The sequence below is a fragment of the Geobacillus vulcani PSS1 genome, assembly GCF_000733845.1.
Lineage (GTDB): Bacteria > Bacillota > Bacilli > Bacillales > Anoxybacillaceae > Geobacillus > Geobacillus vulcani.
This window is the reverse complement of sequence record NZ_JPOI01000001.1, coordinates 1,712,407-1,736,923: the sequence shown is the minus strand read 5'-3', so window position 1 is coordinate 1,736,923 and position 24,517 is coordinate 1,712,407. Positions and strand designations below refer to the sequence as shown.

The 24,517-nt window shown below is 51.5% G+C and carries 26 protein-coding genes, 1 pseudogene and 3 other annotated features; of the genes and pseudogenes, 4 read left to right on the top strand and 23 right to left on the bottom strand.

The features are described from left to right. Positions 1 to 70 precede the first annotated feature (70 nt). The 7 genes and pseudogenes from pheT to N685_RS0109360 form a co-directional block, all read right to left on the bottom strand. Complete coding sequence (gene pheT, locus N685_RS0109385) at positions 71 to 2,485, bottom strand: phenylalanine--tRNA ligase subunit beta (RefSeq protein WP_031407775.1); 2,415 nt, start codon at positions 2,483 to 2,485, stop codon at positions 71 to 73. 21 nt (positions 2,486 to 2,506) lie between these two features. Further along, entirely contained in the window at positions 2,507 to 3,541 is a 1,035-nt protein-coding gene (gene pheS, locus N685_RS0109380; RefSeq protein WP_031407773.1) for a phenylalanine--tRNA ligase subunit alpha, read from the bottom strand. A gap of 39 nt (positions 3,542 to 3,580) precedes the next feature. Next, positions 3,581 to 3,816: a binding site (T-box leader), on the bottom strand. 54 nt (positions 3,817 to 3,870) lie between these two features. Then, positions 3,871 to 4,008: a hypothetical protein gene (locus N685_RS20040; protein WP_237746891.1), complete on the bottom strand. Its 138-nt coding sequence runs from the start codon at positions 4,006 to 4,008 to the stop codon at positions 3,871 to 3,873. Continuing rightward, positions 3,995 to 4,243, bottom strand: coding sequence for a hypothetical protein (locus N685_RS18390; protein ID WP_237746890.1), 249 nt, complete (start codon positions 4,241 to 4,243; stop codon positions 3,995 to 3,997). The genes N685_RS20040 and N685_RS18390 overlap by 14 nt, the downstream gene beginning before the upstream one ends. Positions 4,244 to 4,284: 41 nt before the next feature. Next, positions 4,285 to 5,040: a TrmH family RNA methyltransferase gene (locus tag N685_RS0109370; RefSeq protein WP_031407771.1), complete on the bottom strand. Its 756-nt coding sequence runs from the start codon at positions 5,038 to 5,040 to the stop codon at positions 4,285 to 4,287. Further along, complete coding sequence (gene msrA / locus N685_RS0109365; protein WP_031407770.1) at positions 5,037 to 5,561, bottom strand: peptide-methionine (S)-S-oxide reductase MsrA; 525 nt, start codon at positions 5,559 to 5,561, stop codon at positions 5,037 to 5,039. Before msrA ends, N685_RS0109370 begins: the two co-directional genes overlap by 4 nt. A 129-nt stretch (positions 5,562 to 5,690) precedes the next feature. Then, positions 5,691 to 5,885 (bottom strand): annotated as a pseudogene (locus tag N685_RS0109360) (HI0074 family nucleotidyltransferase substrate-binding subunit); the annotation flags it as partial. 206 nt (positions 5,886 to 6,091) lie between these two features. Here N685_RS0109360 and sspI point away from each other — a divergent pair. Together sspI and N685_RS0109350 are read left to right on the top strand one after the other, a co-directional pair. Further along, positions 6,092 to 6,301 (top strand): small acid-soluble spore protein SspI, encoded by a 210-nt coding sequence (gene sspI / locus N685_RS0109355; RefSeq protein ID WP_031407766.1) that lies wholly within the window; start codon positions 6,092 to 6,094, stop codon positions 6,299 to 6,301. Positions 6,302 to 6,469: 168 nt separating this feature from the next. Next, on the top strand, positions 6,470 to 7,003 hold the full coding sequence (locus N685_RS0109350; protein WP_237746889.1) for a hypothetical protein: 534 nt from the start codon (positions 6,470 to 6,472) through the stop codon (positions 7,001 to 7,003). Between the two features lie 302 nt (positions 7,004 to 7,305). On the opposite strand, the gene N685_RS0109345 is transcribed toward N685_RS0109350, so the two are convergent. From N685_RS0109345 to infC, 6 genes are all read right to left on the bottom strand, one after another. Then, positions 7,306 to 8,391, bottom strand: coding sequence for a M42 family metallopeptidase (locus tag N685_RS0109345; RefSeq protein ID WP_031407762.1), 1,086 nt, complete (start codon positions 8,389 to 8,391; stop codon positions 7,306 to 7,308). Between the two features lie 88 nt (positions 8,392 to 8,479). After that, a complete protein-coding gene (locus N685_RS0109340; RefSeq protein ID WP_031407761.1) occupies positions 8,480 to 8,965 on the bottom strand; it encodes a dUTP diphosphatase in 486 nt (161 codons plus the stop codon). Positions 8,966 to 8,980: 15 nt separating this feature from the next. Beyond that, on the bottom strand, positions 8,981 to 9,232 hold the full coding sequence (locus tag N685_RS0109335; RefSeq protein WP_031407759.1) for a DUF1294 domain-containing protein: 252 nt from the start codon (positions 9,230 to 9,232) through the stop codon (positions 8,981 to 8,983). A 59-nt stretch (positions 9,233 to 9,291) separates the two neighbouring features. Next, on the bottom strand, positions 9,292 to 9,651 hold the full coding sequence (gene rplT, locus N685_RS0109330) for a 50S ribosomal protein L20 (RefSeq protein WP_031407757.1): 360 nt from the start codon (positions 9,649 to 9,651) through the stop codon (positions 9,292 to 9,294). Between the two features lie 25 nt (positions 9,652 to 9,676). After that, a complete protein-coding gene (rpmI, locus tag N685_RS0109325) occupies positions 9,677 to 9,877 on the bottom strand; it encodes a 50S ribosomal protein L35 (protein WP_011232191.1) in 201 nt (66 codons plus the stop codon). 13 nt (positions 9,878 to 9,890) lie between these two features. Continuing rightward, entirely contained in the window at positions 9,891 to 10,412 is a 522-nt protein-coding gene (gene infC, locus N685_RS0109320) for a translation initiation factor IF-3 (protein WP_071880206.1), read from the bottom strand. Between the two features lie 53 nt (positions 10,413 to 10,465). After that, positions 10,466 to 10,599, bottom strand: a sequence feature (ribosomal protein L20 leader region). Positions 10,600 to 10,883: 284 nt separating this feature from the next. Here infC and N685_RS0109315 point away from each other — a divergent pair. Then, positions 10,884 to 11,729, top strand: coding sequence for a MurR/RpiR family transcriptional regulator (locus N685_RS0109315; protein WP_031407752.1), 846 nt, complete (start codon positions 10,884 to 10,886; stop codon positions 11,727 to 11,729). Between the two features lie 88 nt (positions 11,730 to 11,817). Here the strand turns inward: N685_RS0109315 and N685_RS0109310 are convergent, their stop codons facing one another. Next, entirely contained in the window at positions 11,818 to 13,086 is a 1,269-nt protein-coding gene (locus tag N685_RS0109310) for a dicarboxylate/amino acid:cation symporter (protein ID WP_033842328.1), read from the bottom strand. 202 nt (positions 13,087 to 13,288) lie between these two features. Here N685_RS0109310 and N685_RS0109305 point away from each other — a divergent pair, with 202 nt between their 5' ends. Then, a complete protein-coding gene (locus N685_RS0109305) occupies positions 13,289 to 14,665 on the top strand; it encodes an aspartate aminotransferase family protein (protein ID WP_031407748.1) in 1,377 nt (458 codons plus the stop codon). A 125-nt stretch (positions 14,666 to 14,790) separates the two neighbouring features. Here the strand turns inward: N685_RS0109305 and thrS are convergent, their stop codons facing one another. The 9 genes from thrS to coaE all read right to left on the bottom strand — a co-directional run bounded on the left by thrS (position 14,791) and on the right by coaE (position 24,505). Continuing rightward, entirely contained in the window at positions 14,791 to 16,725 is a 1,935-nt protein-coding gene (thrS, locus tag N685_RS0109300) for a threonine--tRNA ligase (protein WP_031407746.1), read from the bottom strand. Between the two features lie 54 nt (positions 16,726 to 16,779). Beyond that, positions 16,780 to 17,005: a binding site (T-box leader), on the bottom strand. Positions 17,006 to 17,050: 45 nt separating this feature from the next. After that, a complete protein-coding gene (gene ytxC, locus N685_RS0109295) occupies positions 17,051 to 17,929 on the bottom strand; it encodes a putative sporulation protein YtxC (protein ID WP_031407744.1) in 879 nt (292 codons plus the stop codon). A gap of 622 nt (positions 17,930 to 18,551) precedes the next feature. Then, positions 18,552 to 19,493, bottom strand: a complete 942-nt coding sequence (dnaI, locus tag N685_RS0109290) for a primosomal protein DnaI (protein ID WP_031407742.1) — start codon at positions 19,491 to 19,493, stop codon at positions 18,552 to 18,554. An 11-nt stretch (positions 19,494 to 19,504) separates the two neighbouring features. Beyond that, the gene (locus tag N685_RS0109285) at positions 19,505 to 20,890 is read right to left on the bottom strand and encodes a replication initiation and membrane attachment family protein (protein WP_031407740.1); all 1,386 of its coding nucleotides are present in this window, start codon (positions 20,888 to 20,890) and stop codon (positions 19,505 to 19,507) included. A gap of 104 nt (positions 20,891 to 20,994) precedes the next feature. Continuing rightward, on the bottom strand, positions 20,995 to 21,456 hold the full coding sequence (gene nrdR / locus N685_RS0109280; protein WP_013144522.1) for a transcriptional regulator NrdR: 462 nt from the start codon (positions 21,454 to 21,456) through the stop codon (positions 20,995 to 20,997). A 67-nt stretch (positions 21,457 to 21,523) separates the two neighbouring features. Further along, on the bottom strand, positions 21,524 to 21,922 hold the full coding sequence (locus tag N685_RS0109275) for an aminotransferase class IV (protein WP_031407737.1): 399 nt from the start codon (positions 21,920 to 21,922) through the stop codon (positions 21,524 to 21,526). A gap of 126 nt (positions 21,923 to 22,048) precedes the next feature. Then, positions 22,049 to 22,423, bottom strand: coding sequence for an adenosylmethionine decarboxylase (gene speD / locus N685_RS0109270; protein WP_031407735.1), 375 nt, complete (start codon positions 22,421 to 22,423; stop codon positions 22,049 to 22,051). A 331-nt stretch (positions 22,424 to 22,754) separates the two neighbouring features. Beyond that, positions 22,755 to 23,783 (bottom strand): glyceraldehyde-3-phosphate dehydrogenase, encoded by a 1,029-nt coding sequence (locus tag N685_RS0109260; protein ID WP_031407733.1) that lies wholly within the window; start codon positions 23,781 to 23,783, stop codon positions 22,755 to 22,757. Positions 23,784 to 23,899: 116 nt separating this feature from the next. Beyond that, positions 23,900 to 24,505: a dephospho-CoA kinase gene (coaE, locus tag N685_RS0109255; protein ID WP_031407731.1), complete on the bottom strand. Its 606-nt coding sequence runs from the start codon at positions 24,503 to 24,505 to the stop codon at positions 23,900 to 23,902. Between the last annotated feature and the right edge of the window lie 12 nt (positions 24,506 to 24,517).

Below are 24,517 nucleotides of genomic sequence, written 5' to 3'. Positions count from 1 at the left end.
TTTGCCCGACGATAGGTTGCGCCCTATCCTAAGGGCAGGCGACCTCTTCGGTCAGTTTCGGCGGTTCCTGTCACCCGCGCAACACCGCGCCAAACTGCTCTTCGACCGCAGCCAATACCCGCTCGTGAACGGTCGTGACTTCTTCATCGGTGAGCGTCCGCTCCGGATCATAGTAGCGGAGCGAGAAGGCGAGCGATTTTTTCCCGGCCGGCAGACGGTCGCCTTGGTAGACGTCAAAGAGGGAGACGTCTTTCAGCAGCGGCTTCCCGGCTTCTTCGATCGCTTGCTTGAGGGCGCCGGCTTCGACGTTTTCGTCGACGACTAAGGCGATGTCGCGCACGACGGACGGGAAGCGCGGAATCGGCTCGTAGCGGATCGCTTCGCTTTCCGCGTTCAACAGCTCGGACAAGGCGAGTTCAAAGACGTACGTTTCTTTCAAATCGTACTCTTTTTGCACCGCCGGATGGAGCTGGCCGACAAAGCCGATCACCGTTCCGTCAAGCACGATCTCGGCCGTCCGCCCCGGATGCAAATCGGCGCGCTTCGCCGGGCGGTAGCTGATGCGATCAGACAGCCCAAGCAGGTCGAACAAGCCGTCAAGCACGCCTTTTGCAACATAGAAATCGGCCGCTTTTTTCTCCCCTTGCCAAAGGTGAGCATGCCATAAACCGGTGATGACGCCGGCGAGCCGCTCGTTTTCCGCCGGCTGGACGTTTTCCCCGCGCGACAAATAGACGGAGCCGATTTCGTATAAGGCGACGTTCTCGACTTGGCGGGCGCGGTTGTAGCTCGCCGCTTCAAGCAGATGCGGAATCAAGCTTTGCCGCAAAACGCTCCGCTCTTCGCTCATCGGCAGCGCCAAGCGGATCGGTTCCGCCGTCTCGAGCGCAAAACGCGCCGCTTTGTCCGGGCTCGTCAATGAATACGTGATCGCTTGGAACAAGCCGGCTCCTTCCAAATAGCGGCGGACGCGGCGGCGCTTCGCCTGGTACGGCGTGAGCCCGCCCGGTTTCGCCTCGGCCACCGGCAACGTCGCCGGCAAATGGTCGTAGCCGTACAAGCGGGCGACTTCCTCGATGATATCTTCTTCGATGGCAATGTCACGGCGGCGCGATGGGACATGAACCGTGAACGTTCCGTTGTCTTCTGTGAACGGAAATTGCAAGTTCGCCAAAATCGCGGCCACTTCCTCTTTCGACATCGCCGTGCCGAGGACGCCGTTGATCCGTTCAAGCGTGACCGTCACGACCACCGGCTCTTCTTTCCATGTGCTGGCTTCGACGATGCCGCCGACGACCTCACCGTCGGCGTATTCAGCCATCAACGCCGCGGCGCGTTCAAGCGCTTCTTTTGTCCGCGCCGGATCGATCCCTTTTTCAAAGCGGGTGCTCGCCTCGCTGCGCAGCCCGTGGTCTTTCACCGCCTGGCGGATGATCGGGCTCGCAAAATACGCCGCTTCAATGAACACCGTTTTCGTGTCGTCACGCACTTCCGAATTGGCCCCGCCCATTACGCCGGCTAAGGCGACCGGCTCGCGGCCGTTCGTGATGACCAGATGATTGTCGGTCAGCTTCCGTTCGACATCGTCAAGCGTCACAATCGTTTCGCCTTCCTTCGCGCGGCGGACGACGATCTCCCGCGAACCGAGGCGGTCGTAGTCAAACGCGTGCAGCGGTTGGCCGTACTCAAGCAAAATATAGTTCGTAATGTCGACGACGTTGTTGTGCGGGCGAATGCCGGCGGCCATCAAGCGCGCCTGCATCCAAAGCGGCGACGGGCCGATCCGGACGTTTTTCACGATCCGCCCGGCGTACAGCGGATTGTCTTCCGGCGCTTCGACGCGGACGGAAATGTAGTCGTGGATCATTTCATTGTTTTCTTTGACCGCCGCTTCCGGCAGCTTCACCGCGCGGCCGAGAATGGCGGCCACTTCATAGGCGACGCCGATCATGCTTAAGCAGTCAGCGCGGTTGGGCGTTAACGAGAGTTCGAGCACTTCATCGTGCAAGCCGAGCCATTCCAACGCATCGGCGCCGACCGGCGCGTCGCTCGGGAAGACGAAAATGCCGTCGGCGTATTCTTTTGGCACGACTTTCGTTTCGACGCCGAGCTCTTGGAGCGAACAAATCATGCCGTTCGATTCTTCGCCGCGCAGCTTGGCCCGTTTGATTTTAAAATGTCCCGGCAGCACCGCCCCGACTTTGGCGACGGCGACGTTTTGCCCTTTCGCGACGTTCGGGGCGCCACAAATGATTTGCACCGGCTCGCCCTCACCGAGATCAACAAGGCACTTCCGCAGTTTGTCGGCATTCGGATGCGGCTCGCATTCAAGCACATGACCGATGACGACTCCTTTCATTCCCCGGTCGAGCGCTTCGACCCGCTCGACTTCAATGCCGCTTTTGGTGATGCGGTCAGCGAGCTCTTTGGCGGTGATGCCGGTCAAATCGACATACTCGCTTAGCCAACGGTAAGACACGAGCATTTATAACCCCTCCTTTTTCTGCTATACACGCAAAAATTGCCGCAAGAAACGTAGATCGTTTTGATAGAAATGGCGGATGTCATCAATGCCATACTTCAGCATCGCGATCCGCTCCGGTCCCATGCCGAACGCAAAACCGGTGTACGTTTTCGAATCAAAGCCAGCCATCTCAAGCACGTTCGGATGCACCATGCCGGCGCCTAAAATTTCGATCCAGCCCGTGCCTTTGCAGACGCTGCAGCCATGCCCTTCGCAGCGGAAACAGGACACGTCGACCTCGACCGACGGCTCGGTGAACGGGAAAAAGCTCGGCCGGAAGCGGATGTCGCGCCCTTCGCCGAACAGCTTGCGGGCGAATTCGCGCAGCGTCCCTTTCAAGTCGCTCATCCGGATGTGGCGGTCCACCACCAAGCCTTCAATTTGTGTAAACTGGTGCGAATGGGTCGCATCGTCGGTGTCGCGGCGGTACACTTTGCCCGGGCAAATGATTTTCACCGGGCCGCGCCCGCGGTGCTTCTCCATCGTCCGCGCTTGCATCGGCGATGTATGGGTGCGAAGCAAAATCTCTTCGGTGATGTAAAACGAATCTTGCATGTCACGGGCCGGGTGCCCTTTCGGCAAATTAAGGGCTTCAAAGTTGTAGTAGTCGGTCTCGACTTCCGGCCCTTCGGCGATTGTGTAGCCCATGCCGATAAACAAGTCTTCGATTTCCTCGATCACACGCGTCAGCGGATGCGCATTGCCGAGCCGCACCGGCCGGCCCGGCAGCGTCACATCGATCGCTTCGGCCGCCAGTTTTCGTTCGATTTCTTCTTCTTCCAGTTTCGTTTGTTTCGCCTCAAGCGCCTGTTGAATCGCCTCTCTCACTTCGTTGGCCAGCGCGCCGAGTTTCGGGCGTTCCTCCGGCGGCAGCGCCCCCATGCCGCGCAGCACTTCGGTAATCGGCCCTTTTTTGCCTAAGTAGGCGACGCGCACCTCATTGAGCGCTTTTAAATCGCCAGCTTGTTCAATTTTGGCAAGCGCTTCTCGCTCTAGTTCATGCAACCGTTCTTTCACGCCTATCCCTCCTCGTTTCAAATAAAAAAACCCGCCCCAGTAAGGGACGAGTTGTTGCTCGCGGTACCACCCTTGTTAACAGCACAAGCGTGCTGTTCCCTTCATTGCGATAACGGTCGAAAGCCGGACCACCTTTACATCCCACGCTGGGATGGTCCCGGTGTCAACTCGGGAGGTGAACTTCACTTGCGTCAGCCATAAAAACGCTCCCAGTCTATGGCGTTTTCTCCCTGGATGGCGAGCAGCAAGCTACTTTTCTCCGTCATCGTTGTTGTCGGTATGGGAAATGTCGCTATTCATTATACGCAAATGGGCGGGCAAAGGCAAGGTCAGGCCGAGATTTCTTTGCGCAGCTCATCGATTTCCGCTTCCTGTTCAATCGAGCGGATCGCAAGGCGCTCCATCATTTTTTCCTGCCGCACTTGCCCTTCCTTGAGCGCGGCAACATCTTTTTTAACCCCTACCATGTCCTTTTTTCATGGCATCCATGTCTTTTTTCATGGCATCCATGTCTTTTTTCATGGCGTCCATGTCTTTTTTCATGGCGTCCACATCACGTTGCAGGCGATCGACTTTGTCTTCAAGCTGCTTCACGCTTCCTTGCAGCTTGACGATATCGATGCGCATTTGTTCGATGTAGGCCCCTCGAACGTCAAGGCGCTCAAGCACCGCGTTCAGCAGCGCCCGCAGTTCGTCATCCATCTGTCTCCTGCTCCCTTGTCCGATTGATGTTCGATTCCATTTTACCGCACCGCCCGCAAAGAATAAAGCAAAATTCCGGCCGCCACCGCGACGTTGAGCGACTCCGCCTGGCCGTAAAGCGGGATGTGGACGTTTTCTGTCGTCATCTCGAGCAGCTCGCGCCGGACGCCGCTTCCTTCGTTGCCGACAAGCAAGGCGAACGAAGGCGACGGACGAACGGTGCGGTAATCGGCGGCGTTCTCCAAGGCGGTGCCGTATACAGGAATGCCTTGCTTTTGGAAACGCGCGATCCACTGTGCCAGATCGCCTTTGACAACCGGAAGGTGAAACAGCGATCCTTGCGTCGCACGGACGACTTTCGGGTTGTACAAATCGGCGCATCCTTCCCCTAAAATGACCGCATCGATGCCGGCCGCATCAGCCGTGCGAATCATCGTGCCGAGATTGCCGGGATCTTGCACGGCGTCAATGAGCAGCGCCGTGTTCACATCGCCAAGCTCCGCTGTGTCTTGCCGGCAGACAGCCATGATCCCTTGCGGCGTTTCCGTGCTGCTGATCGCCTTCATCACCGCTTCCGTTACGATCACTACCGGCACATCGCTGACGTCCCAGCCGGGCGGAATCGCGGCCCGCTCGTCCACAATCAGCTCGACAAGCGGCGCTCGGCTTTTCACTGCCTCTTCGACGAGATGGAATCCTTCAAGCAAAAACCACCCGGTTTCGTCGCGCCCTTTTTTCGTCAGCAACTTTTTCCATTGCTTCACGCGCGCGTTTTTTGGCGATTCGATCCGCTTCACCGCTTCGTCCCCCAATGTTTGGCGATAAATTCGTCGCGGCCGGAAGCGGCCCGGTCTTGCTTGTAATGGTCCGGATTTTTCTTATGATAGTTTTGATGGTACTCTTCTGCCGGATAAAACGTCGTGGCCGGCAAAATTTTCGTCACGATCGGCTTCGAGAAGCGCCCGCTTTCTTCCAACGCCCGCTTCGACTGCTCAGCGAGCTGGCGCTGTCTTTCGTTATGGTAAAAAATCGCCGTCCGGTATTGCGGGCCGCGGTCGTGAAACTGGCCGCCGTCATCGGTCGGATCGATTTGGCACCAATACAGCTCCAAAAGCCGCTCATATGGGAACACGTCCGGGTCAAAGGTGATTTGCACCGCCTCGTAATGGCCGGTCGTCCCCGTTTTCACCTGCTCATACGTCGGGTTTTCGACATGCCCGCCCGTATAGCCGGAGACGATGCCGTAAATGCCGTCGAGTTCTTCAAACGGCGTCACCATGCACCAAAAGCAGCCGCCGGCGAATGTCGCTTTTTCCATTTGGGTCGTCACCTCATGCGTCAAGTTTCTTCTTTTGATTATAGCAAACTGTGTACGGTTGTCATCTTTCACGCCCAAAGCCAAGTTCCTTCACAAAGCCAGACGCGTTCCGTTCCGCACGCCAGCCGCTCATGTCGCCGAGTCAAGCCGTTGTTTCATTTTGGCAAGCAAGCGGTCAAACAGCGGGATATAGTCGGTGTGAATGCGTTCATAAATGTCCATCGCAGTTTCTTCATCATACGTATGGGGCGTCCGGTTGCGGTCTTCCAGCATGCGAAGCCATGTCTCTCCGTCTTCAATCAACCCTTTCCGAAACGCCTCGCGCTGAAACAGATGAATCAGCTGGCGAAACACCGCTCGCTCGAATCCATATCTTGTTTGAGCCGCCATCCTCTCTTCCCTCGTTTCCAAGATCTTTGCCTTCATTATACCATAGTCTGGCAAGCGCAACGACTTCGACCGCCGATGCATAAATCCGCCGCCATCGGCAAACGATAAAGATGTACCATACGGCTAACGAGGTGAGACAGATGGATTTGAACTTGCGGAAAGCCATTATGCACAATGTCGCCAACAATTCCAAAGAACAGCTTGAAAACACGATTGAAGACGCGATCCAACGCGGCGAGGAAAAATATTTGCCCGGCCTCGGCGTCCTGTTTGAAGCCATTTGGACGCACGCCACCGAGCAGCAAAAAGACATGATGCTCACGACACTCGAGCAGGCGGTGAAACAATAACCGCCTGCTTTGTTTCTGGTCGGAACGTTTGGGAAATCCAAGTCCCCGTTCCTTCATTAATCATGACGGGGATCGGTTCCTTTTTTCTATTTACCAACTATACAAATAGCTGGAATAATGACAATAAATTATGATAAAATAAACAAAAAATAGAAAGGATTGATTATTTTGAAAACTAAAAAATGGACAACCCTCTTTCTCTTCGTGCTTTTGTTTTTCGTCCCGCTCCGCGTGTCCGGCGCCGGTTCATCCGCTCTGACGGAAGCGGTAAACAAGCAGTTTAAAGACACGTTGACTTACTACAAAGATGGTTCTGTCCAAATCCTCGACAGCATGACCACATCAACGGAAGTAACCGAAAACGACACGAAAACGACAAAAACCGTGCAAGTCGTGTTCGCTCAAGGGAGCGAGATCAGGGACAGCGTGTTCGTTTTTCATGCCAAACAAATTTTCTATTACGACGCTGATAGCCAAAAGCTGCTGGATTCCGCTTCCCTTTCCAAAAATGAGGCCATCAAGCAATTTGAGAAAAAGCATAAAGGTGAACTGGGCAAAAAGCTGAGCCCGTTCTCCTTTACCGTTTTGCTCGTTGCTTTGCTGCTGACCATCACATTTCCGCCGCTTGTGGCCATTTGGTTCTACGGCGATGCTTCGATCTCGCATCGCTATACATCCAAAGCGGTAAGCATGAAAGCTTGATCTCCGCTCTCGCGTCGTCTGCGGGAGAAGCCGAAAACAGCTGTTCCGCCAAGGATATGTTAAACTTCTTCGTTGCATCTATAAAGGCCGGTGAAAAACGATGATGTTTGTCAAATCGATAGAGTTTGTCAGGAAAGTAAGAGCCGATTTGACAAGACTTCTCCATTTGGGAAGAATCGGTCTGAAATGGCTTTTCTCATGAAATCACCAGCCTTCTAAGGGAGGCTGTGTTTCAACCGGCGCCCTGCCGTCTGCCCCGCCGCAATATCAAAAAACACCGGCCGCTTGGGCCGGTGTTTCCATTAGTCAAACGTCAGTTGCTTCACTTTGTCGGCATCAAGCCGTTTGATCACTTCGACAAGCAGCTTGACCGTATTTTCGTAGTCATCACGGTGCAAAATGGCGGCGTGTGAATGAATGTAGCGCGTCGGGATGGCAATCGTCAGCGACGGAACACCGCTGCCGGTCAAGTGGATCGCCCCCGCGTCCGTGCCGCCGCCCGGCATGGCGTCAAAATGATACGGAATGTTCAGCTCTTCGGCCACCTCGATGACAAACTCACGCAAGCCGCGGTGCGAGACCATCGTCGCATCGTACAAGACGATGTGCGGGCCGGCGCCGAGTTTGCCCATCGCTTCTTTTTCTGACACCCCCGGCGTGTCGCCAGCCACGCCGACATCAACAGCAAAGGCAATGTCTGGCTGGATGGACTGGGCCGCTGTGCGCGCGCCGCGCAAGCCGACTTCTTCCTGCACCGTGCCAACGCCGTATACCGTGTTCGGATGGTCGACGCCCTTCAGCTGCTTGAGCACATCGATGGCGACCGCACAGCCGATCCGGTTGTCCCACGCTTTGGCCAGCAGCATTTTTTCATTGTTTAACACCGTGAATTCAAAATACGGCACGATCATATCGCCCGGGCGGACGCCCCATTCCATGGCTTCCTCGCGGCTCGTCGCGCCGATGTCGATGAACATGTCTTTGATGTCGACCGGCTTTTTGCGCGCTTCCGGCGGAAGAATGTGCGGCGGCTTCGAACCGATGACACCGGTGATGTCGCCTTTTTTCGTCACAATCGTCACGCGCTGGGCAAGCATCACTTGGCTCCACCAGCCGCCGAGCGTCTGAAAGCGGATGAACCCCTTGTCATCGATTTGCGTCACCATGAAGCCGACTTCGTCCAAATGGCCGGCGATCATCACTTTCGGTCCACCGGATTTCCCTTCTTTTTTAGCGATCAAGCTGCCGAGCCCGTCAGTTGTCACTTCATCGGCATAAGGAGCTATGTACGTTTTCATCACCTCGCGCGCTTCCCGTTCGTTGCCCGGCACGCCTTTGGCATCGGTCAGCGCTTTCAGCATCGTCAACGTTTCGTCCAACTTGGACATCTTGGCACCCCTTTCCGTTTTTGTCCACTTTTTTATTATACTTCTAACGGTTGGCAATATTCAATCATTCGTCCTTCGAAAAAATCAGTTAATACCGTTCATTTTGCCGTTGGTGGTTCACTTCATTTTTCCGTCGATACGCGGCGGCAACCGCCTCGGACGAAAAGCCGAGCGTCACGCCGAGACGCCAATATTCCGTGAACAGCGCATCATAATCTTCAGGCGCTTTCGTCTCCCCAAATCGGTCAGTGTGGCGGAACACGGCGAGAAACTGTTCAACAGGCAGCCGCTCAACCGACGGGATCTCTCTCTTTTCGTAGAAAAATCCACATTCCAGTCCGAGCGATAAAAGAAAATGCAAACCATCCACATACTCCTCGAGCACCTGCTCCGCCGGCGCCGGCGGTTTCACGCTCCAAAATTTGAAGCAGCGCGTCTCGTTGGCCAGTTCGCCAAGTTCGACGAGAAAAGCAAGCATTTTTCGGTCGAACAGATCTTCATGCTCAAGGCCGTGTTCCGTTTCAATCCGCTCATCCAAGGCGCGCTGCAGACGGTAAAGCGAAGGCCAGTTCATTCTCTTTTCCCCCTTCTACGATATCCATTTCCAACAAAAAAGCCATTCCGCGATCGACAACAGCGGCAAACCATAGCGAAACGTCCGATGGCGCGTTTTATGGCGGAATGCATACATCCCGACGGCGGCGCCGGTGGCGCCCCCAGCGAGCGACAACAGCCATAGCGTCCGCTCGGCGATGCGGAAGCGGCGATGTTTTGCCTTGAATTTGTCGAGCCCCATCATCAAAAACGCGAGGACGTTGATCACTATTCCGTATTGTACCATATCGATCCCTTCCTTTGGTTAAGAAAAACGGCCATCCCGATCCAGGATGGCCATCGTTGTTACTTATTCAAATTTGCTTTTGCCAAGTCAGCAAGTTGGGCAAACGCCGCTTGGTCGTTCACCGCCAAGTCGGCGAGCATTTTTCGGTTCACTTCCACACCGGCCAGTTTCAATCCGTGCATCAGACGGCTGTAGGACAAGCCGTTTTGGCGGGCCGCTGCGTTGATGCGGGCGATCCACAATTTGCGGAAGTCGCGTTTCCGTTGACGGCGGTCGCGATACGCATACAAGAGCGATTTCATCACTTGTTGGTTCGCGACTCTATATAACGCGTGTTTCGCGCCGAAATAGCCCTTGGCAAGCTTCAATACTTTTTTGCGACGTCTGCGCGTCACTGGTCCACCTTTTACGCGTGGCATAATCGTTCCCTCCTATAGTCGGTCATTATTTCAAGTTGTCGAGCATTTGGCGGATGCGTTTGAAATCGCCAGGCGAGACGAGCGTCGCTTTGCGAAGATGACGCTTTTGTTTTTTCGTTTTATTGGCAAACAAATGGCTCGTATACGCATGGCCGCGTTTTAATTTGCCGCTCGCCGTTTTTTTGAACCGTTTCGCCGAGCCGCGGTGAGTTTTCATTTTAGGCATCCCAAGTTCCTCCTTACTTGTTGTCATTTTTCGGTGCGAGCACTAAAAACATGTTGCGCCCGTCCATTTTCGGCGCCGTTTCGACGATGGCGATGTCGGCGCACGCTTCGGAGAAGCGGTCAAGGACGCGCTGCCCGATTTCTTTATGGGTGATGGCCCGCCCTTTAAAACGGATCGTCGCCTTCACTTTATCGCCTTTTTCGAGAAACTTGCGCGCGTTGCGCAGCTTCGTGTTGAAATCATGCTCCTCGATCGTCGGGCTAAGGCGCACTTCTTTCACATTGATGACTTTTTGCTTTTTGCGCGCTTCTTTTTCTTTCTTTTGCTGCTCGAAGCGGAATTTGCCGTAATCCATGATGCGGCAAACGGGCGGTTTGGCGTTCGGCGCAACAAGCACGAGGTCCAAATTGCGCCTTGCCGCAATCTCAAGCGCTTCCTGCTTCGACTTGATGCCAAGCTGTTCGCCGTTTTGGTCGATCAAGCGCACTTCCCGGGCACGAATTTGTTCGTTGATAATAAAATCTTTGCTAATAATGAGCCACCTCCAAGGTTTTTTCCGACTGGCTTGTTTGCCAGCAGAGCTCCGCTTCCAGCAAAAAAGCGCGGGTGCACAAAAGCACCCGCGCACGACGTTCGAACAAAAAGGCTGGCGAACCGTAACAACCTGCCAACAGCCGCCCTGGCGTCGGTCAGGTGAGAAGCGGGCGCTTCTGCTTTCGTTACAAACAAGCAATCATTCCACTTTATAAACTATACCACCTTGGCGATGGCGTGTCAAGGAGCGGCTCTTGATAAACACAACGTCCTCTATTATAGCGAATGATTTTCTGATTGGCAAGAAAAAATTGATCTGTTCTTCCGCTTGCCTGTAGTTATAAAGCGGGGATTCCCATACACTCCTAGCTCACCAGCCTGTCCGTGAAGCATAAAGAATTTACATTTTTCCTTTTCTGATTATGATATAATGAAAACAAAAAATCGATATGCAAGGAAGGATTTTCATGCCATGTCGAATGTATATCAACTGATTGCCAGCAAAATCCCGCAAATGAGCAAATCGCAAGTGAAAATCGCAAAATATATTTTAGAACATCCAAATGAAGTGCCTTTCTTTACTGTAGGAAAACTAGCGGAAAAAACAGGAGTTAGTGAGGCAACCATTGTACGTTTTGCCAATTTCCTTGGTTACTCGGGTTACCCTGAACTTCAGCAATATATGCAACATTCTGTTCAAAAGCAGTTGACAACTGTAGAACGACTGCAAATGTCTCACCATGTTTATGAACATGAAAAAGGGATCTATGACATTTTTCATGACGATATTCATAATATCAAATCAACAATGGAACGGTTGGATGTAAACGCCTTTAAACAGGCGGTTCATTCGATTCTAAAAGCCGAGCGGACTTACATCGTTGCCAATCGCAGCGCAACGTCTCTGGGAATCTTTCTTCATTACTATTTGCAAATCATTCTAAATGACGTTTACTTGATGAACTCAATAGAAGCAGGGGCAGAAAAAATCTACGATATAAACGAAAAAGACGTGATGATTGGCATTAGTTTCTCCAGATACACAAATAGTACGATTAAAATGCTGTCATATGGTAAAAAGCAAGGGGCAACGATCATTGCCATTACTGACCATTTATTATCACCTTTAGTTCCCTATTCTGATATTGTTCTTACGGCCTCGAGTCAAATGCCGACTTTCATCGACTCTTTTGTAGCCCCACTTAGTTTGATCAACGCCCTGATTACTTTTATAGGAAAAGAAAAGGGGAATGATGTTCAAAGGAAACTTGAAGAATTAGAAACGATATGGGATCATTTTGGTGTTTTTTATAAATGAAAACACTACATGGCTTTCCATTTCTCAAGCTGTCGGAGTGCTTTTGGAAGATCGCCTCCGACAGCCTAAAACAACAATTATTCCTTCATCACTGAGGTGTATTGCTCCAATGCTTTTCTTCTTGCACCACAACAGGCATGGCGGTTACTCCTATTGGTGAAAATACCCCTTCCCATTTTGCCACCGCCACAGACGAAAACACATGTCCGATCACATTCACCGCCGTCCTTGCCATATCAATAATCCGATCAATCCCTAGAATGAGTGCAACACCCTCAGCCGGCAGCCCGACCGCTGTCCCCGTTGCCAGAAGGATGACCATAGAAGAAGAAGGAACGGCTGCCACTCCCTTGCTGGTCACAATGAAAAACAAGATCATCATGAGTTGTTTTGACCAGCTCATTTCAATCCCAAAGGCTTGTGCGATAAATAAGGCGGCGATGGTCAAATAAAGCGTTGTGCCATCGGAATTGAGCGGCATCCCTGAAGGAATCACAAATGAAGAAATATATTTAGGAACACCAAATTTCTCCACCCGTTGCATCAACTGTGGAACAACCGTCTCTGTACTCCCCGTCGATGCTCCAATGATCATCAAATCCCAAACCATTTTATAAACATCGGTAATCTTTATTTTTAATAAAAATGCTACTATCGGAAATAAGCCAAATAAAACAACTGCCAATCCTAAATAAGCCGCTCCAATCAATTTAATCAAAGGCAACAACAACCCGATGCCGTAAGTACCGATTGTTGCCGACATAAGAGCAAATACACCGATCGGAGCAACCAACATCACCATGTTAACAAGCTTAAATGAAGCTTTTGAAATCGCTTCCAAAATTCTAATGACCAGTTTTGCTTCCTCTCCAATGCTTACTAAAGCAATTCCAAACATAACGCAAAAGAAAATAACCGCAAGGAGGTCACTTCTAGCAAGGGAGTCAACAATATTGGTGGGAATAATATTTAAAATCAATGTCTTGCCGTCCATCACAACAGAGGTGTTTTCTGCAATCGAAGAAATATCGGCCTTAGGCAACCGATTTAAATTTGTTCCAACTCCGGGCTTTACTAGATTGCCTACCGCCAAACCGATAAACAAAATAATGGTCGTGATCAATTCAAACCAAATCACAGTTTTTAACCCTACTCTTCCCATCCTCTTTATATCCCCCACCCCTGTAATGCCCACTAACAGGGTAGAGACAATAACAGGAATTACAACCATTTTAATTAAACGAATAAATCCATCTCCTACTGGTTTAATCGCAATTCCCGCTTCTGGAAAAAAGTGACCGAAGACAGCCCCCAAAACGGCTGCCGCTAGAATAAAAAAAGCAAATCTCGTTTTCATCATCCATCCCTCCTAAATAATTATTTGAAATAAATTTAACACATATCATTTTTATTTGCAATAAAAATTTCATTATTCTATATATTCCAATATTTATCAGTTATGATTCTTTAATAGTTGAATGAATGTTGTTGATAATGAAATATTTATTTCATATAATTATTAATAAAGAAATTATAATTTCTAAATGGAGGTTTATCCCATGACGATGTCTGAAAGTGAAAACCTATTATCTCATTCAACGCCAAAGTCAGCCGAGTATTTCCGAAAAGCATGTGAATGGATTCCCGGAGGAGTGACGGCTAATATTAAATATTTCGCTCCCCACCCTATTGCAATGAAAAAGGGAAAAGGCAGCAAGCTTTATGACCTGGATGGAAATGAATACATTGATTATTTGCTATCTTACGGAGCCCTGATTCTAGGTCATGGCCATCCTGAAGTCCTCCGTGCTGTTGAAAGTCAAATAAAAGAAAGCGGTACGACGACATTTGGCACTCCACATGAACTCGAAACGATCATGGCGCAAACTTTGGTCAATCTATACCCCGGCATCGAAATGGTGCGTTATACCAATTCAGGATTGGAAGCAACATTGCTGGCGATCCGAATCGCTATGGCCTACACCGGCAAAACTAAATTAGCCAAATTTGAAGGGCACTACCATGGAAGTTACGATCAAGTGTTGCTGAGTGTAAATCCCGACCTAGATAAGGCAGGGGAACTGACTTGCCCCCATGCTGTTCCTGAATCACTTGGAATTCCAGATTATTATGTTCAAAACACTGTTATATTGCCGTTTAATGACATAGAGACTACCGAAGCCATTTTACGCAAACATCAAAACGATGTCGCTGCCGTCATCCTTGAACCAGTCCAAGGCGGTTTCATTCCAGCTGATCCCGATTTTATCCAAAAACTTCGTGAATTAACGAATGAGCTTGGCATTCTACTGATTTTTGATGAGGTCAAAACCGGATTCCGGGTTTCTCTAGGCGGAGCACAAGAAATATATGGAGTGAAGCCGGATTTAACAGCATTAGGAAAAGTACTTGGAGGAGGATTCCCGATAGGAGCTGTGGGTGGGAAAAGAGAACTGATGTTGATTAGCGCACCGAACCAAGGGCAAGATCTTTTCGCAGTAAAAAAACATGAAAATGCCGCTAAACATACTTTATTTCATAGCGGCACTTACAACGGACATCCGATCGTACTGGCGGCAGGGTTAGCCACAATTGAAGTATTAAAGAGTGAAGGAGTAATGGAGTCCCTGTTCCATCATACAACGACATTGCGAAAAGAACTCGAAGCATTGTATCATTCCTATGGCGTCCCTATGCAAACCCTTGGAATGGGGAGCATTTTCAACATCATTTTCACTGACCAACCCGTCAAAAATTATCGGGATATGGTGAAGGCAGACATGGCGCTGCGAAAAAAAATTGATTACGAACTGTTAAGAGCAGGGATATATATCAAACCGTTAAACCGTTATTCGATGTCCATTGTTCACGATGAAAAAGATATCGAGCGAACCATAGAGGCACATGAAATCGCTCTGAAACATGCCTGCTGCTAAATCAGGGGGCATTTCCCCCATTTCATGACCCGACTCAGGCCTTAGGGGTTCGACCGATCATGAAAAAACGATATATAACCAACAAAAACACCCGTGAAGGTTGAAATTCACGGGTGTTTGTTTCTCTATTTTCGCCGGACTTCCTCACGCAGGGAAGAGATAAAATCATCAAGCCCCATCGTCCGGCTCTCTTTTTCGCCATAGCGGCGGACATTGACCGCTCGTTCAGACACTTCTTTATCGCCGACAACGAGCATGTACGGGATTTTTTGCATTTGCGCCTCGCGGATTTTATAGCCGATTTTTTCATCGCGCTCGTCGACTTCGACGCGGAATCCGTGTTCTTTCAGGGTCCGATGCACGTCATACGCATAGTCAAGATGCGCTTCCGGCGACACCGGAATCACTTTCACCTGCACCGGGGCGAGCCACGTCGGGAACGCGCCTTTGTATTCTTCGATCAAGAAGGCGACAAACCGCTCCATTGTCGAAACGACGCCGCGGTGGATGACGACAGGGCGATGCGGCTTTCCGTCTTCGCCGATGTACGTCAAATCAAAGCGCTCCGGCAAGAGGAAGTCAAGCTGCACCGTTGAGAGCGTTTCGTCTTTGCCGAGCGCCGTGCGCACTTGCACATCGAGCTTCGGCCCGTAAAACGCCGCTTCCCCCTCAGCCTCATAGTAGTCGAGGCCGAGCTCGTCCATCGCTTCGCGAAGCATGCGCTGCGCTTTTTCCCACATTTCATCGTCGTCGTAATATTTTTCCTTGTCATGCGGATCGCGGTATGACAAACGGAACGAGTATTCCTGAATGCCAAAATCCTTATAGACTTCCAAAATCAAGTTCACGACGCGTTTGAACTCGTCTTTGATTTGATCCGGGCGCACGAAAATATGAGCGTCATTGAGCGTCATGCCGCGGACGCGCTGCAGTCCGGTGAGAGCGCCCGACATTTCATAGCGGTGCATCGTGCCCAATTCGGCGATGCGGATCGGCAGCTCGCGGTAGCTGTGCAGCTTGCTTTTGTAAATCATCATGTGATGCGGGCAGTTCATCGGCCGCAGCACGAGCTGTTCATTGTCCATCTCCATCGGCGGGAACATGTTTTCTTTGTAATGGTCCCAATGGCCCGATGTTTTGTACAGCTCGACGCTGCCGAGCACCGGCGTGTAGACATGATCATACCCGAGCGCCACTTCTTTATCGACGATGTACCGTTCAATGATGCGGCGGATCGTCGCTCCTTTCGGCAGCCAAAGCGGCAGCCCTTGTCCGACTTGCTGCGACGTCATAAACAGCTCGAGCTCTTTGCCGAGTTTGCGGTGGTCGCGCTCTTTCGCTTCTTCAAGCAAGTGCAAATAATGATCCAAATCTTCTTTTTTGAAAAAGGCCGTGCCATAGATGCGCTGCAGCATTTTGTTGCTGCTGTCGCCGCGCCAGTAGGCGCCCGAGATGCTGAGCAGCTTAAACTCTTTGATTTTGCCGGTCGACGGCACGTGCACGCCGCGGCAAAGGTCGAAAAACTCGCCTTGCTCGTAAATGGAAATCGTCTCGCCTTCCGGAATATCGCGGATCAACTCGAGCTTCAACTCATCGCCGATTTCTTCATACCGCCGGATGGCTTCTTCGCGGCTCACTTCTTTGCGGACGATCTCGAGATTTTCTTTGACAATGTTGCGCATTTCCGCTTCGATTTTTGGAAGATCGTCTGGCGCCAGCTTATGCTCCATGTCGATATCATAGTAAAAGCCGTTTTCAATGACCGGGCCGACGCCGAGCTTGACGTTGCCGTACAGCCGCTTGATGGCCTGCGCCATTAAATGGGCAGCGCTATGGCGCAAAATGTCAAGCGCTTCCGGCATGTCTTGAGTAATAATGACCAGTTCACCGTCTTCGTGAAGCGGCGTGCGCAAATCAACGAACCGGCCGTTCCATTTTCCAGCGATCGCTTTTTTCTTCAGCCCCGAGCTGATCGAGGCAGCGATGTCTTCCGTCGTCGTCCCCTTTGGAAACTCCTTTTCCGCCCCGTCTGGGAACGTAATGCGAATGACGTCTGGCATCGGCAATCACTCTCCTTTATCATGATGATGAAAAAGAAAAAAACTCCTCCCTCCGAAAGGGACGAGTTTTCATCGTGGTTCCACCCTTCTTCCCATGGCAAAACAACGCCATGGCTCAACAACGATAACGGCCGTCCGCCGGCGGCAACTACTGGGCGTAGCGTTCGCTGCCGCAGCTCTGAGGGGGTAAGCGCACTTTTCGTGTTAGGAAGGTTCCAGCCGCTGCCTTCCCTCTCTGGAAACCGTAAAAATGCGCCCATGTCCTCGTCATCGCTTGTATTCATCCATATTCATGACGACATTATAGCGAAAACAGCAGGAAAAATCAAGCTTCTCCTCCATTTCCAGCGTTGGCGGCAAACAAGCGGGAAAAATCGGCGCGGCGGCAGACCGTCAGCCGTTCTTGAAACACGTTTTGCAGCGTCTGTACCATGCCATCATCCGGATGATCGGTGTACAGCTCAATTTCCGCCGGAGCAAGCGAGACAAGCGGAGCAAGCACCGATGCATCAATATACATCGGCTGGCTGAACACGAGATGGCGATCGATCAACTGTCTCACTTCCGCCGTCGACAGCTCCCGCTGCTCGCTGTCGTAAAACACGAAGTGCGGCGGATCGTGCACCAAATACAGGCGCGGCCATTGCGGCGCCCGGCCAGCCAGGCAGTCGCGCAGCATTTGCACAAAATTTTGATACTCCTGCTCCAGCTTGTATTCATCGATCGCCAGCTCGACATAATGTTGGAGGCGCTCCATATACGGCTTCAACCGGAACGTAACGAACGAAGAAAACGAAAACGACAAGCCGTCGCGCAAAAAGGAGGCGAAAGCGTCGCGCAACATCGCGGTGCGCGAGGCGGCAAACGCCGCGCTTTTCCGGTAATCGCGCCGCTCGCCGTCCAAAAACGAATGAGCGAGGGCCAAAATTTGCTGCTGTTCTTCGACATCGCGGAAATAAAAAACATTGGCAATGATGGATAGCAGCAGCCGGTCTTCCATCACCTCCTGCATAAATGCGGTCATCGCTGGGACGATATGCGACTCAAGCACATATTTCTCTTCGCCGTGTATGTAAACGGCCACCGTTTTCTTCCCATCATAGGCGGCATGAAACAGCGGACTGTCATCCGGTTGCGGCCGGTGATGCAACAGCCAAAACAGTTTTTCCGCCTCGCTTGCCTCGTCGAAATGGATTTCGATCACCCGCCGTCCCCCCCCTTTGGTTCGAAAGGAATGCTTGGTTTATATATATGGGGACAACCGGCCATTTAGACTAAAAAAGCACAAAGCTTGGCGGAGTTGATTGTTCGAGGAGGGGGCCCCAAACGAATCGGGGCCCCCTTTCTTATTACCGTATACAGGCATAAAACAATATGTGTTGTGTTTGGTTTATAAGGAAATTCCCCTTTTTATCCCGTCCCTGTCGACAAACGAACCGCTTGCCGGCTGCAGCAGAAAAGTTATATAGATGCAATGAAGAAGTTGAACACATCCTTGACGGAAAAGCGATTGGTCCATTTTCGACTGTCGAAGCAGGCCTGTGGCTTGGAAGACCGAGCAACCGCCCGCTTCACAGCCCCATCGATGGGTCTGGAGGCGGCGTGGTTCGGTCGCCCGACAGTCGATTAAATCCTCGGTAAAAACTCCAAATGGGAACACTTCAAATAGCATCTATGCTGAAAATACCCGAATTCGAAAATGGGCAAAATATAGAGGGATATTTTCATCCTTCCATTGGTGACCAATTTTTTCCGTCATGGGAGTCTATATCGTTTTTATTGGTTCATCAACATGTCTGTGCAAACGATAACGTTTCAAATCGCCTTTATATATTTTGCTCGCGGCGGTTCGGCCCGGTGATTTCAATCGGATAGGCCAAATAGCGGATTCGTTCCATAATGCGCGCCGCCTTCACCTTCTCTTCTTCGCCGCGCTGCGAATACGTTAAATGGTGGGAAAGCTGCTGCATATTAAAGTTCGACGTGAAAAACGTCGGCAAGTTTTCAAACATCCGGTATTGCAAGATCGGGCCGAGCACATCATCGCGCACCCAGCTTGACATCGCCTCCGCCCCGAGGTCATCGAGCATCAGCACCGGCACTTTTTTGATATAATCGAGCTTTTCGTTCATCGTCTGGTCTTGAAGCGAATGTTTCATCTCACGAAACAGCTCGGGCACGTAGACGATCAGCGACGGGACGTTCCGCTTCGCCAACTCGTTGGCGATCGCGGCGAGCAAATACGTCTTGCCCACCCCAAACGATCCGTGCAAATACAAGCCTTTCATTTTTTTCCCTGGCTCATATTCCGACACAAACCGCTCGGCAAATCGGATCGCTTTGATCCGTCCATCGTCATTGAGATCAACGTCAGAGAGCGAAGCACGCAAAATTTCACGCGGCATGAACATGCTTTGAATGAGCGACTCTTGCCGCTTCCTCTCGTCGTATTGCACTTTTTTTGGGCAGCGGTCATACTCAATCTCAATCCGGCCGCTGCTGATCACCAAGTTCGGCCGATACCCTTGCAGCATGTTCGGGCACCGCTCGAGCCCCGGACATTGGCGGCAATTCCCGTGCTGCTCGATGAATTCATGCAGCTTCATCAAGCTGCGGTCAACTGCATCGGCCGACAATTGCCGTTCGTGCGCCCGCAAAAACGGCTGCACGTCCGGATGCTCCAAAATGTAGCGTTTCATTTGTTCGTAGCGTTGTTTAAACCGTTGATTGCCAAGCAACCGCTGCAACAGGTGGTTTACTCGTTCCATGGCTTTTCCCTCTATGATTCATCACGGTATTTTTTCAGCCGTTCCTCCAGCTCTTTGCGCGCCTGTTCGACATCAAAATCATCATTCTCCGGCTGGCTGTAATCCATGTTCAGCCAGTCGGGGACGATTTCCGTGCGCACGACTTTGCGCACCGCCCTCGTCCCTTTTTCCTTTTCGTTCGCCCAGTTTTGGTATGTTTTCGCCTCTTCTTTCGCCAGTTCCATTGCTTCCTTCACCGTTTTCACTTTCTTGCGCGCCCAATGGCTGGCGATTTTTTCTACGTACTTTTTCGACAGCTTCATATTCGTCCGGAGCATGACGTAATAAATGAGCACGTTCACAACTCCCGGGAGCAGCTGCTGCTTAAACATCACATCTTCGATCAGCTGCAAATCAGCGAGCGACGGCTCAACGCCGCCTGAAATTTCCTTGAGCAGCTGGCGTGGGGAAATCGTTTCCAGCTGTTTCATTAGTTGCTCCTCTTTTGTGCGCGGTTCGATGTTTTCCAACGTCCGATAGGCGAGCGGCTGCACTCGTTCCACGAGACGCGGCTCGACACCGCCATGTTCGAGCTCATACCATTCGCGCGCCGCTCGGCGCAACGCGTCAATATCGATATGATAGGCCGGATCGATGACGCCAAGAACCAGTTTTTGCATCTCCAGCGGCGGAATGCCGTATAAAAACGCCAGCTTTTTAATCGCTTCCTTCACTTTTGCTGTCACAGCTCGGCGCGGCACCAGCTGCTTGGACAGGCCGGCAAAAAACAGCTCAAAGTCGAATACATCATCATCGAGCACATATGACGACTCCTCCCGCCCGATGTGATCCTTCCCCTCAAGCAGCTCGGGCCCGGCTTCTTCGCTGAAGCCGGCGACGATTTGTTCAGCAGGCACAGCCGAAAACACATCGGAAAACGACCGCGTCACTCGGGTGAATTTCGTTTCATCAATGGACGGACGGGCAAAAAAGTTGCTCAGCTGAATAAACAAGTGACGGCCGACTTGCCGATGCAAAAAAGCGCTCAACATCTCATCGCGGAAAAACTGGTCTGGCGCCAACGGCGGGCGCAGCTCATAAAGAAACAGCTTCGGTTCATCCGCCTCTGGAGCGTGGACGTATGTGTTGAGCAGCCCGATTCCTTCGAGTTTCAACCGTTCACTGTAAATGTCCGGCAGTCCGCACTGCATGAGCGCCATGAGCCGATGATGGGTCGCTTCCTGGCCGTCAAGCAGCTCAAGCTCCCCCCAAAGCGTCATATAAAGCGCCAACGCGCGGCAGCCGATGAGCGGCTGGTAAAGCAGCGTCAGCACTTTTCGGTCCACCTCATGCAACACCCCACGGCTTTGCACGGTATAACGGTCGACAGCAATCAGCTCTTTCCAATGGTGTTGCATCGCTCCGACCTTCCATTCCGCCCTATTCGTTTCAAACCGGCTCTCCCCTTTCCTGCCGAAAAGACGTTGAAAAAAGGGCTTGCCGCCTAATGCCAAAGCCCTTTTTACCGTTGCCCTTTTTTAATCAACTCTTTCAGTTCTTCAATGAACACATTAATATCTTTAAACTGACGATAGACGGAAGCGAAGCGGACATAAGCTACCTCATCGATGTGTGATAGGCGCTCCATCACCATTTCGCCGATCGTTTCGCTTTTCACTTCCGAAACGCCTTGATTGCGCAGCTCTCGCTCGATTTCCTGCGTCACTTTTTCAAGCTCCTCGAGCGCCACCGGCCGCTTCTCGCACGCTTTGATCAAGCCGCGCAAAATTTTCTCCCGGCTGAATTCTTCGCGCGTTCCTTCTTTTTTCACGACAATCAGCGGCGGCTCCTCGATTCTCTCAAACGTCGTAAACCGATAATGGCACTGTTCGCACTCCCGGCGGCGGCGGATTGAACGACCCTCTTCAACCGGGCGCGAGTCAAGCACGCGCGTACCTTGATGATGGCATGAAGGACATCGCATAACATCCACTCCGTTGATTTTCTTATTCTCTATCATACCGGAATGGACGAAAGCAGACAAGATAGAGTTAGCTGTTCAGTCCAGAACCGATATATGGCAAGCGGGCGTTGAGCTTCCGATACAAATCGAGAATGACCGCTCGGCTATGCCCAAAATCAAACGGCAATAGCTTCGTCTCCGTCGTCACGGAAAAGTCGACTGCCGTTTCAAACGGCCGCACAGAAATGACGGTAGCGACGATGAACAACTTTTTGCCGCGCCTTGTTTGCGCACAAATTTCACCGCGCTCTTCGGAAACAGAAACGAGCTCGGCGCCGGGCAACGACGAGAGCAGCTCTTTGACCGCATCGATGACGGCGCGGTTCGTCGCTTTGTAATAATGGCTCCTTAGCTCTTCGTCTTCATGATTTTCCCGCGTTTCACAATGGTTTGTGAAGGCGTATTTCAGTGTTTTCCACATGCTCATGGCCACGTCTCCCTAAAGTCATTCTTTTTCTTCCATCATACCATGATTTTCGCCGCCGTTGCACCGCCAAGGACGCAAAAAAAGGAGCGTCTCGCTTACGCTCCTTTTGGTTCCATCCTTATTCCATTACAGCGCCTGCGCCTTTTTCACTTCGATCGGGCGCATGCCGCGCGGAAGTTCAATCGTTTCCCGCGTTTGCGCGCCCAGCATTTCGGCAATGTAATCGGCGGCAATCGTCGGGTCTAAATGGCCGCATGTATACACATCAATGCTCGCATAGCCGTGTTCGGGAAACGTATGAATCGTCAAATGCGATTCCGAAATAATGACAACTCCGCTTACGCCTTGCGGAGCGAATTTATGGAACGCCACTTCACGAATCTCCGCTCCCGACTTTAACGCGGCGTCAACGAACGTTTTTTCAATAAAATCCATATCATTCAGTTTGTCAAAGTCGCATCCCCAAAGTTCCGAGATAACGTGACGACCCATCGTGTCCATGAAAAGAATCCCCCTTTTAACCAATTTTCTCAAACAAATAAAAAAACAGAAAGTGAGCTGCAAAATGGCATGTATAACTACCACGGGGGAAAGTTAGTCCTAAGAGGTCCTAACCCTTTAAGTAGTCACATTACCCTTGCCGTTAAGAAGTTCACGAGACATAGTATACTTTGTTTAGGTTTTTTTTGCAACAGGCTTTTTTAATTTTTTTGCATGAAAAAAAGAAAAAGCGCCACACCCGCGCCGTGGCCCGATCCGTTTGTGCGGATCGCAAAGGCCATAGCGCGGGCAGCGCGCTTCGCATCGGACCGCCGCCAAGGCGGGGGGTCCATTACGCATTGACGCTGAGGCGCTCATTCATTTTGGCTGCGACAAGGTGAGCTAAATCGACGACGCGGCACGAATAGCCCCACTCGTTGTCATACCAGGCAAGCACTTTCACTTTTCGTCCTTCCATCACCATCGTCGACAAGCCATCAATGATGGCAGAGTGCGGATTCGTGTTGAAATCGATCGAGACAAGCGGTTCCAATGTGAAATCCAAAATGCCGTTGAGCGGACCGTTAGCGGCGCGGATGAACGCTTCGTTCACCTCATCAACCGTCACGTCGCGCTTCAAATCCACAACCAAATCGACAAGCGAGACGTTCGGCGTCGGGACGCGGAGCGCCATGCCGTGCAATTTTCCCTTTAAATGCGGCAAAACGAGCCCAAGCGCTTTCGCCGCTCCCGTTGTCGTCGGGATGATCGACTGCGCGCATGAGCGAGCGCGGCGCAAATCTTTATGCGGGTTGTCGATGTTTTTTTGGTCGTTCGTATACGCATGAACCGTCGTCATCAGGCCGTTTTCAATCCCAAACGCTTCATCGAGTACTTTGACGACCGGAGCCAAGCAGTTGGTCGTGCACGAAGCGTTCGAAATGATAAAATGGCGGTCGATGTCCAGCATATGCTCGTTGACGCCAATGACGATCGTTACATCTTCATTTTTGCCCGGGGCAGTTAAAATGACGCGTTTGGCCCCAGCCTCAAGGTGAAGGCTTGCCTTTTCGCGGTCGTTGAATTTTCCTGTTGCTTCAATCACCATATCAATATCAAGCTCTTTCCACGGCAGCTGTTTTGGATCGCGCGAGTTTACTAGCTTCACTTTTTTGCCGTTGACCAGCAGGCCGTCTTCCAAAGCGATGACCTCGCCGTCAAATTTGCCGTGGTTGGAGTCATATTTCACTAAATGGGCTAACGTTTCCGGCGGGTAGCTGGCGTTTACCGCCACAATGTCGAGTTCAGAAGAATGGATGGCGCGCCGAAAGACCATCCGTCCGATTCGTCCGAAACCGTTAATCGCCACTTTCGCCTTCATTGACTTTGTTCTCCCTTCATATATGTCATACTATTTTCTTGTTTCCGTATAAATAGTATATCATATTTTTAGGAAATGTGGAGAACAAAATAATCAAAACGAAACAAAAAAGACGCCTATTTTTCCAAGGCGTCCCATTGTTTCAAAATCGCCAATAGCTGACGACGTGTCTCTTCCCTCGTCCCGTTATTGTTGATGACTGCGTCGGCCTGTTTGATTTTTTCCGCCAAAGGCCATTGGGCGCGGATGCGGGCGCGCGCTTCTTCCTCTGTAAACCCGTTCCGCTCCATCAGCCGACGGAGCTGGACATCATCATCGACGTAGACGACCAATATTTTATCAACCCAAGCAGTCAACCCGCTTTCAAATAAAAGCGGAATGTCCAGCACGACCGTTTTCGCCCCAGAGCGGACGAGCGCTTCTTTCTCCGCCAGCATTTTCCGACGCACGGCCGGGTGAACGATGGCGTTTAGCTTTTTCCGTTCTTCTTCGTCGTGGAACACGATCGCCCCGAGTTTCACCCGATCGATCTCTCCGTTGGCCTGCACGATGTCCGGACCGAAGGCAGCGACAATCTGTCGGTAGGCCTCTTCCCCCGGCCGGACGACGGCGCGCGCCGCTTCGTCAGCATCGATGACGGGAAGGCCGAGCTCGCGCATCATCGCGCTCACCGTGCTTTTGCCGCTGGCGATCCCACCGGTCAGCCCGATCGTCAACGTCATGGTCTCTCTCTC

Coding starts and splice junctions, on each gene's coding strand:
- sspI (WP_031407766.1), top strand. CDS start 6,092: ATGGATTTGAACTTGCGGAAAGCCATTATGCACAATGTCGCCAACAAT.
- N685_RS0109310 (WP_033842328.1), bottom strand. CDS start 13,086: ATGAAAACGAGATTTGCTTTTTTTATTCTAGCGGCAGCCGTTTTGGGG.
- thrS (WP_031407746.1), bottom strand. CDS start 16,725: ATGCCAGACGTCATTCGCATTACGTTCCCAGACGGGGCGGAAAAGGAG.
- msrA (WP_031407770.1), bottom strand. CDS start 5,561: ATGGAAAAAGCGACATTCGCCGGCGGCTGCTTTTGGTGCATGGTGACG.
- N685_RS0109305 (WP_031407748.1), top strand. CDS start 13,289: ATGACGATGTCTGAAAGTGAAAACCTATTATCTCATTCAACGCCAAAG.
- N685_RS0109315 (WP_031407752.1), top strand. CDS start 10,884: ATGTCGAATGTATATCAACTGATTGCCAGCAAAATCCCGCAAATGAGC.
- nrdR (WP_013144522.1), bottom strand. CDS start 21,456: ATGCGATGTCCTTCATGCCATCATCAAGGTACGCGCGTGCTTGACTCG.
- pheT (WP_031407775.1), bottom strand. CDS start 2,485: ATGCTCGTGTCTTACCGTTGGCTAAGCGAGTATGTCGATTTGACCGGC.
- N685_RS18390 (WP_237746890.1), bottom strand. CDS start 4,243: ATGGATGACGAACTGCGGGCGCTGCTGAACGCGGTGCTTGAGCGCCTT.
- rplT (WP_031407757.1), bottom strand. CDS start 9,651: ATGCCACGCGTAAAAGGTGGACCAGTGACGCGCAGACGTCGCAAAAAA.
- speD (WP_031407735.1), bottom strand. CDS start 22,423: ATGGACACGATGGGTCGTCACGTTATCTCGGAACTTTGGGGATGCGAC.
- dnaI (WP_031407742.1), bottom strand. CDS start 19,493: ATGGAACGAGTAAACCACCTGTTGCAGCGGTTGCTTGGCAATCAACGG.
- N685_RS0109340 (WP_031407761.1), bottom strand. CDS start 8,965: ATGAACTGGCCTTCGCTTTACCGTCTGCAGCGCGCCTTGGATGAGCGG.
- N685_RS0109275 (WP_031407737.1), bottom strand. CDS start 21,922: ATGAGCATGTGGAAAACACTGAAATACGCCTTCACAAACCATTGTGAA.
- N685_RS0109260 (WP_031407733.1), bottom strand. CDS start 23,783: ATGAAGGCGAAAGTGGCGATTAACGGTTTCGGACGAATCGGACGGATG.
- coaE (WP_031407731.1), bottom strand. CDS start 24,505: ATGACGTTGACGATCGGGCTGACCGGTGGGATCGCCAGCGGCAAAAGC.
- N685_RS20040 (WP_237746891.1), bottom strand. CDS start 4,008: ATGGTAGGGGTTAAAAAAGATGTTGCCGCGCTCAAGGAAGGGCAAGTG.
- N685_RS0109335 (WP_031407759.1), bottom strand. CDS start 9,232: ATGGTACAATACGGAATAGTGATCAACGTCCTCGCGTTTTTGATGATG.
- N685_RS0109345 (WP_031407762.1), bottom strand. CDS start 8,391: ATGTCCAAGTTGGACGAAACGTTGACGATGCTGAAAGCGCTGACCGAT.
- N685_RS0109285 (WP_031407740.1), bottom strand. CDS start 20,890: ATGCAACACCATTGGAAAGAGCTGATTGCTGTCGACCGTTATACCGTG.
- rpmI (WP_011232191.1), bottom strand. CDS start 9,877: ATGCCTAAAATGAAAACTCACCGCGGCTCGGCGAAACGGTTCAAAAAA.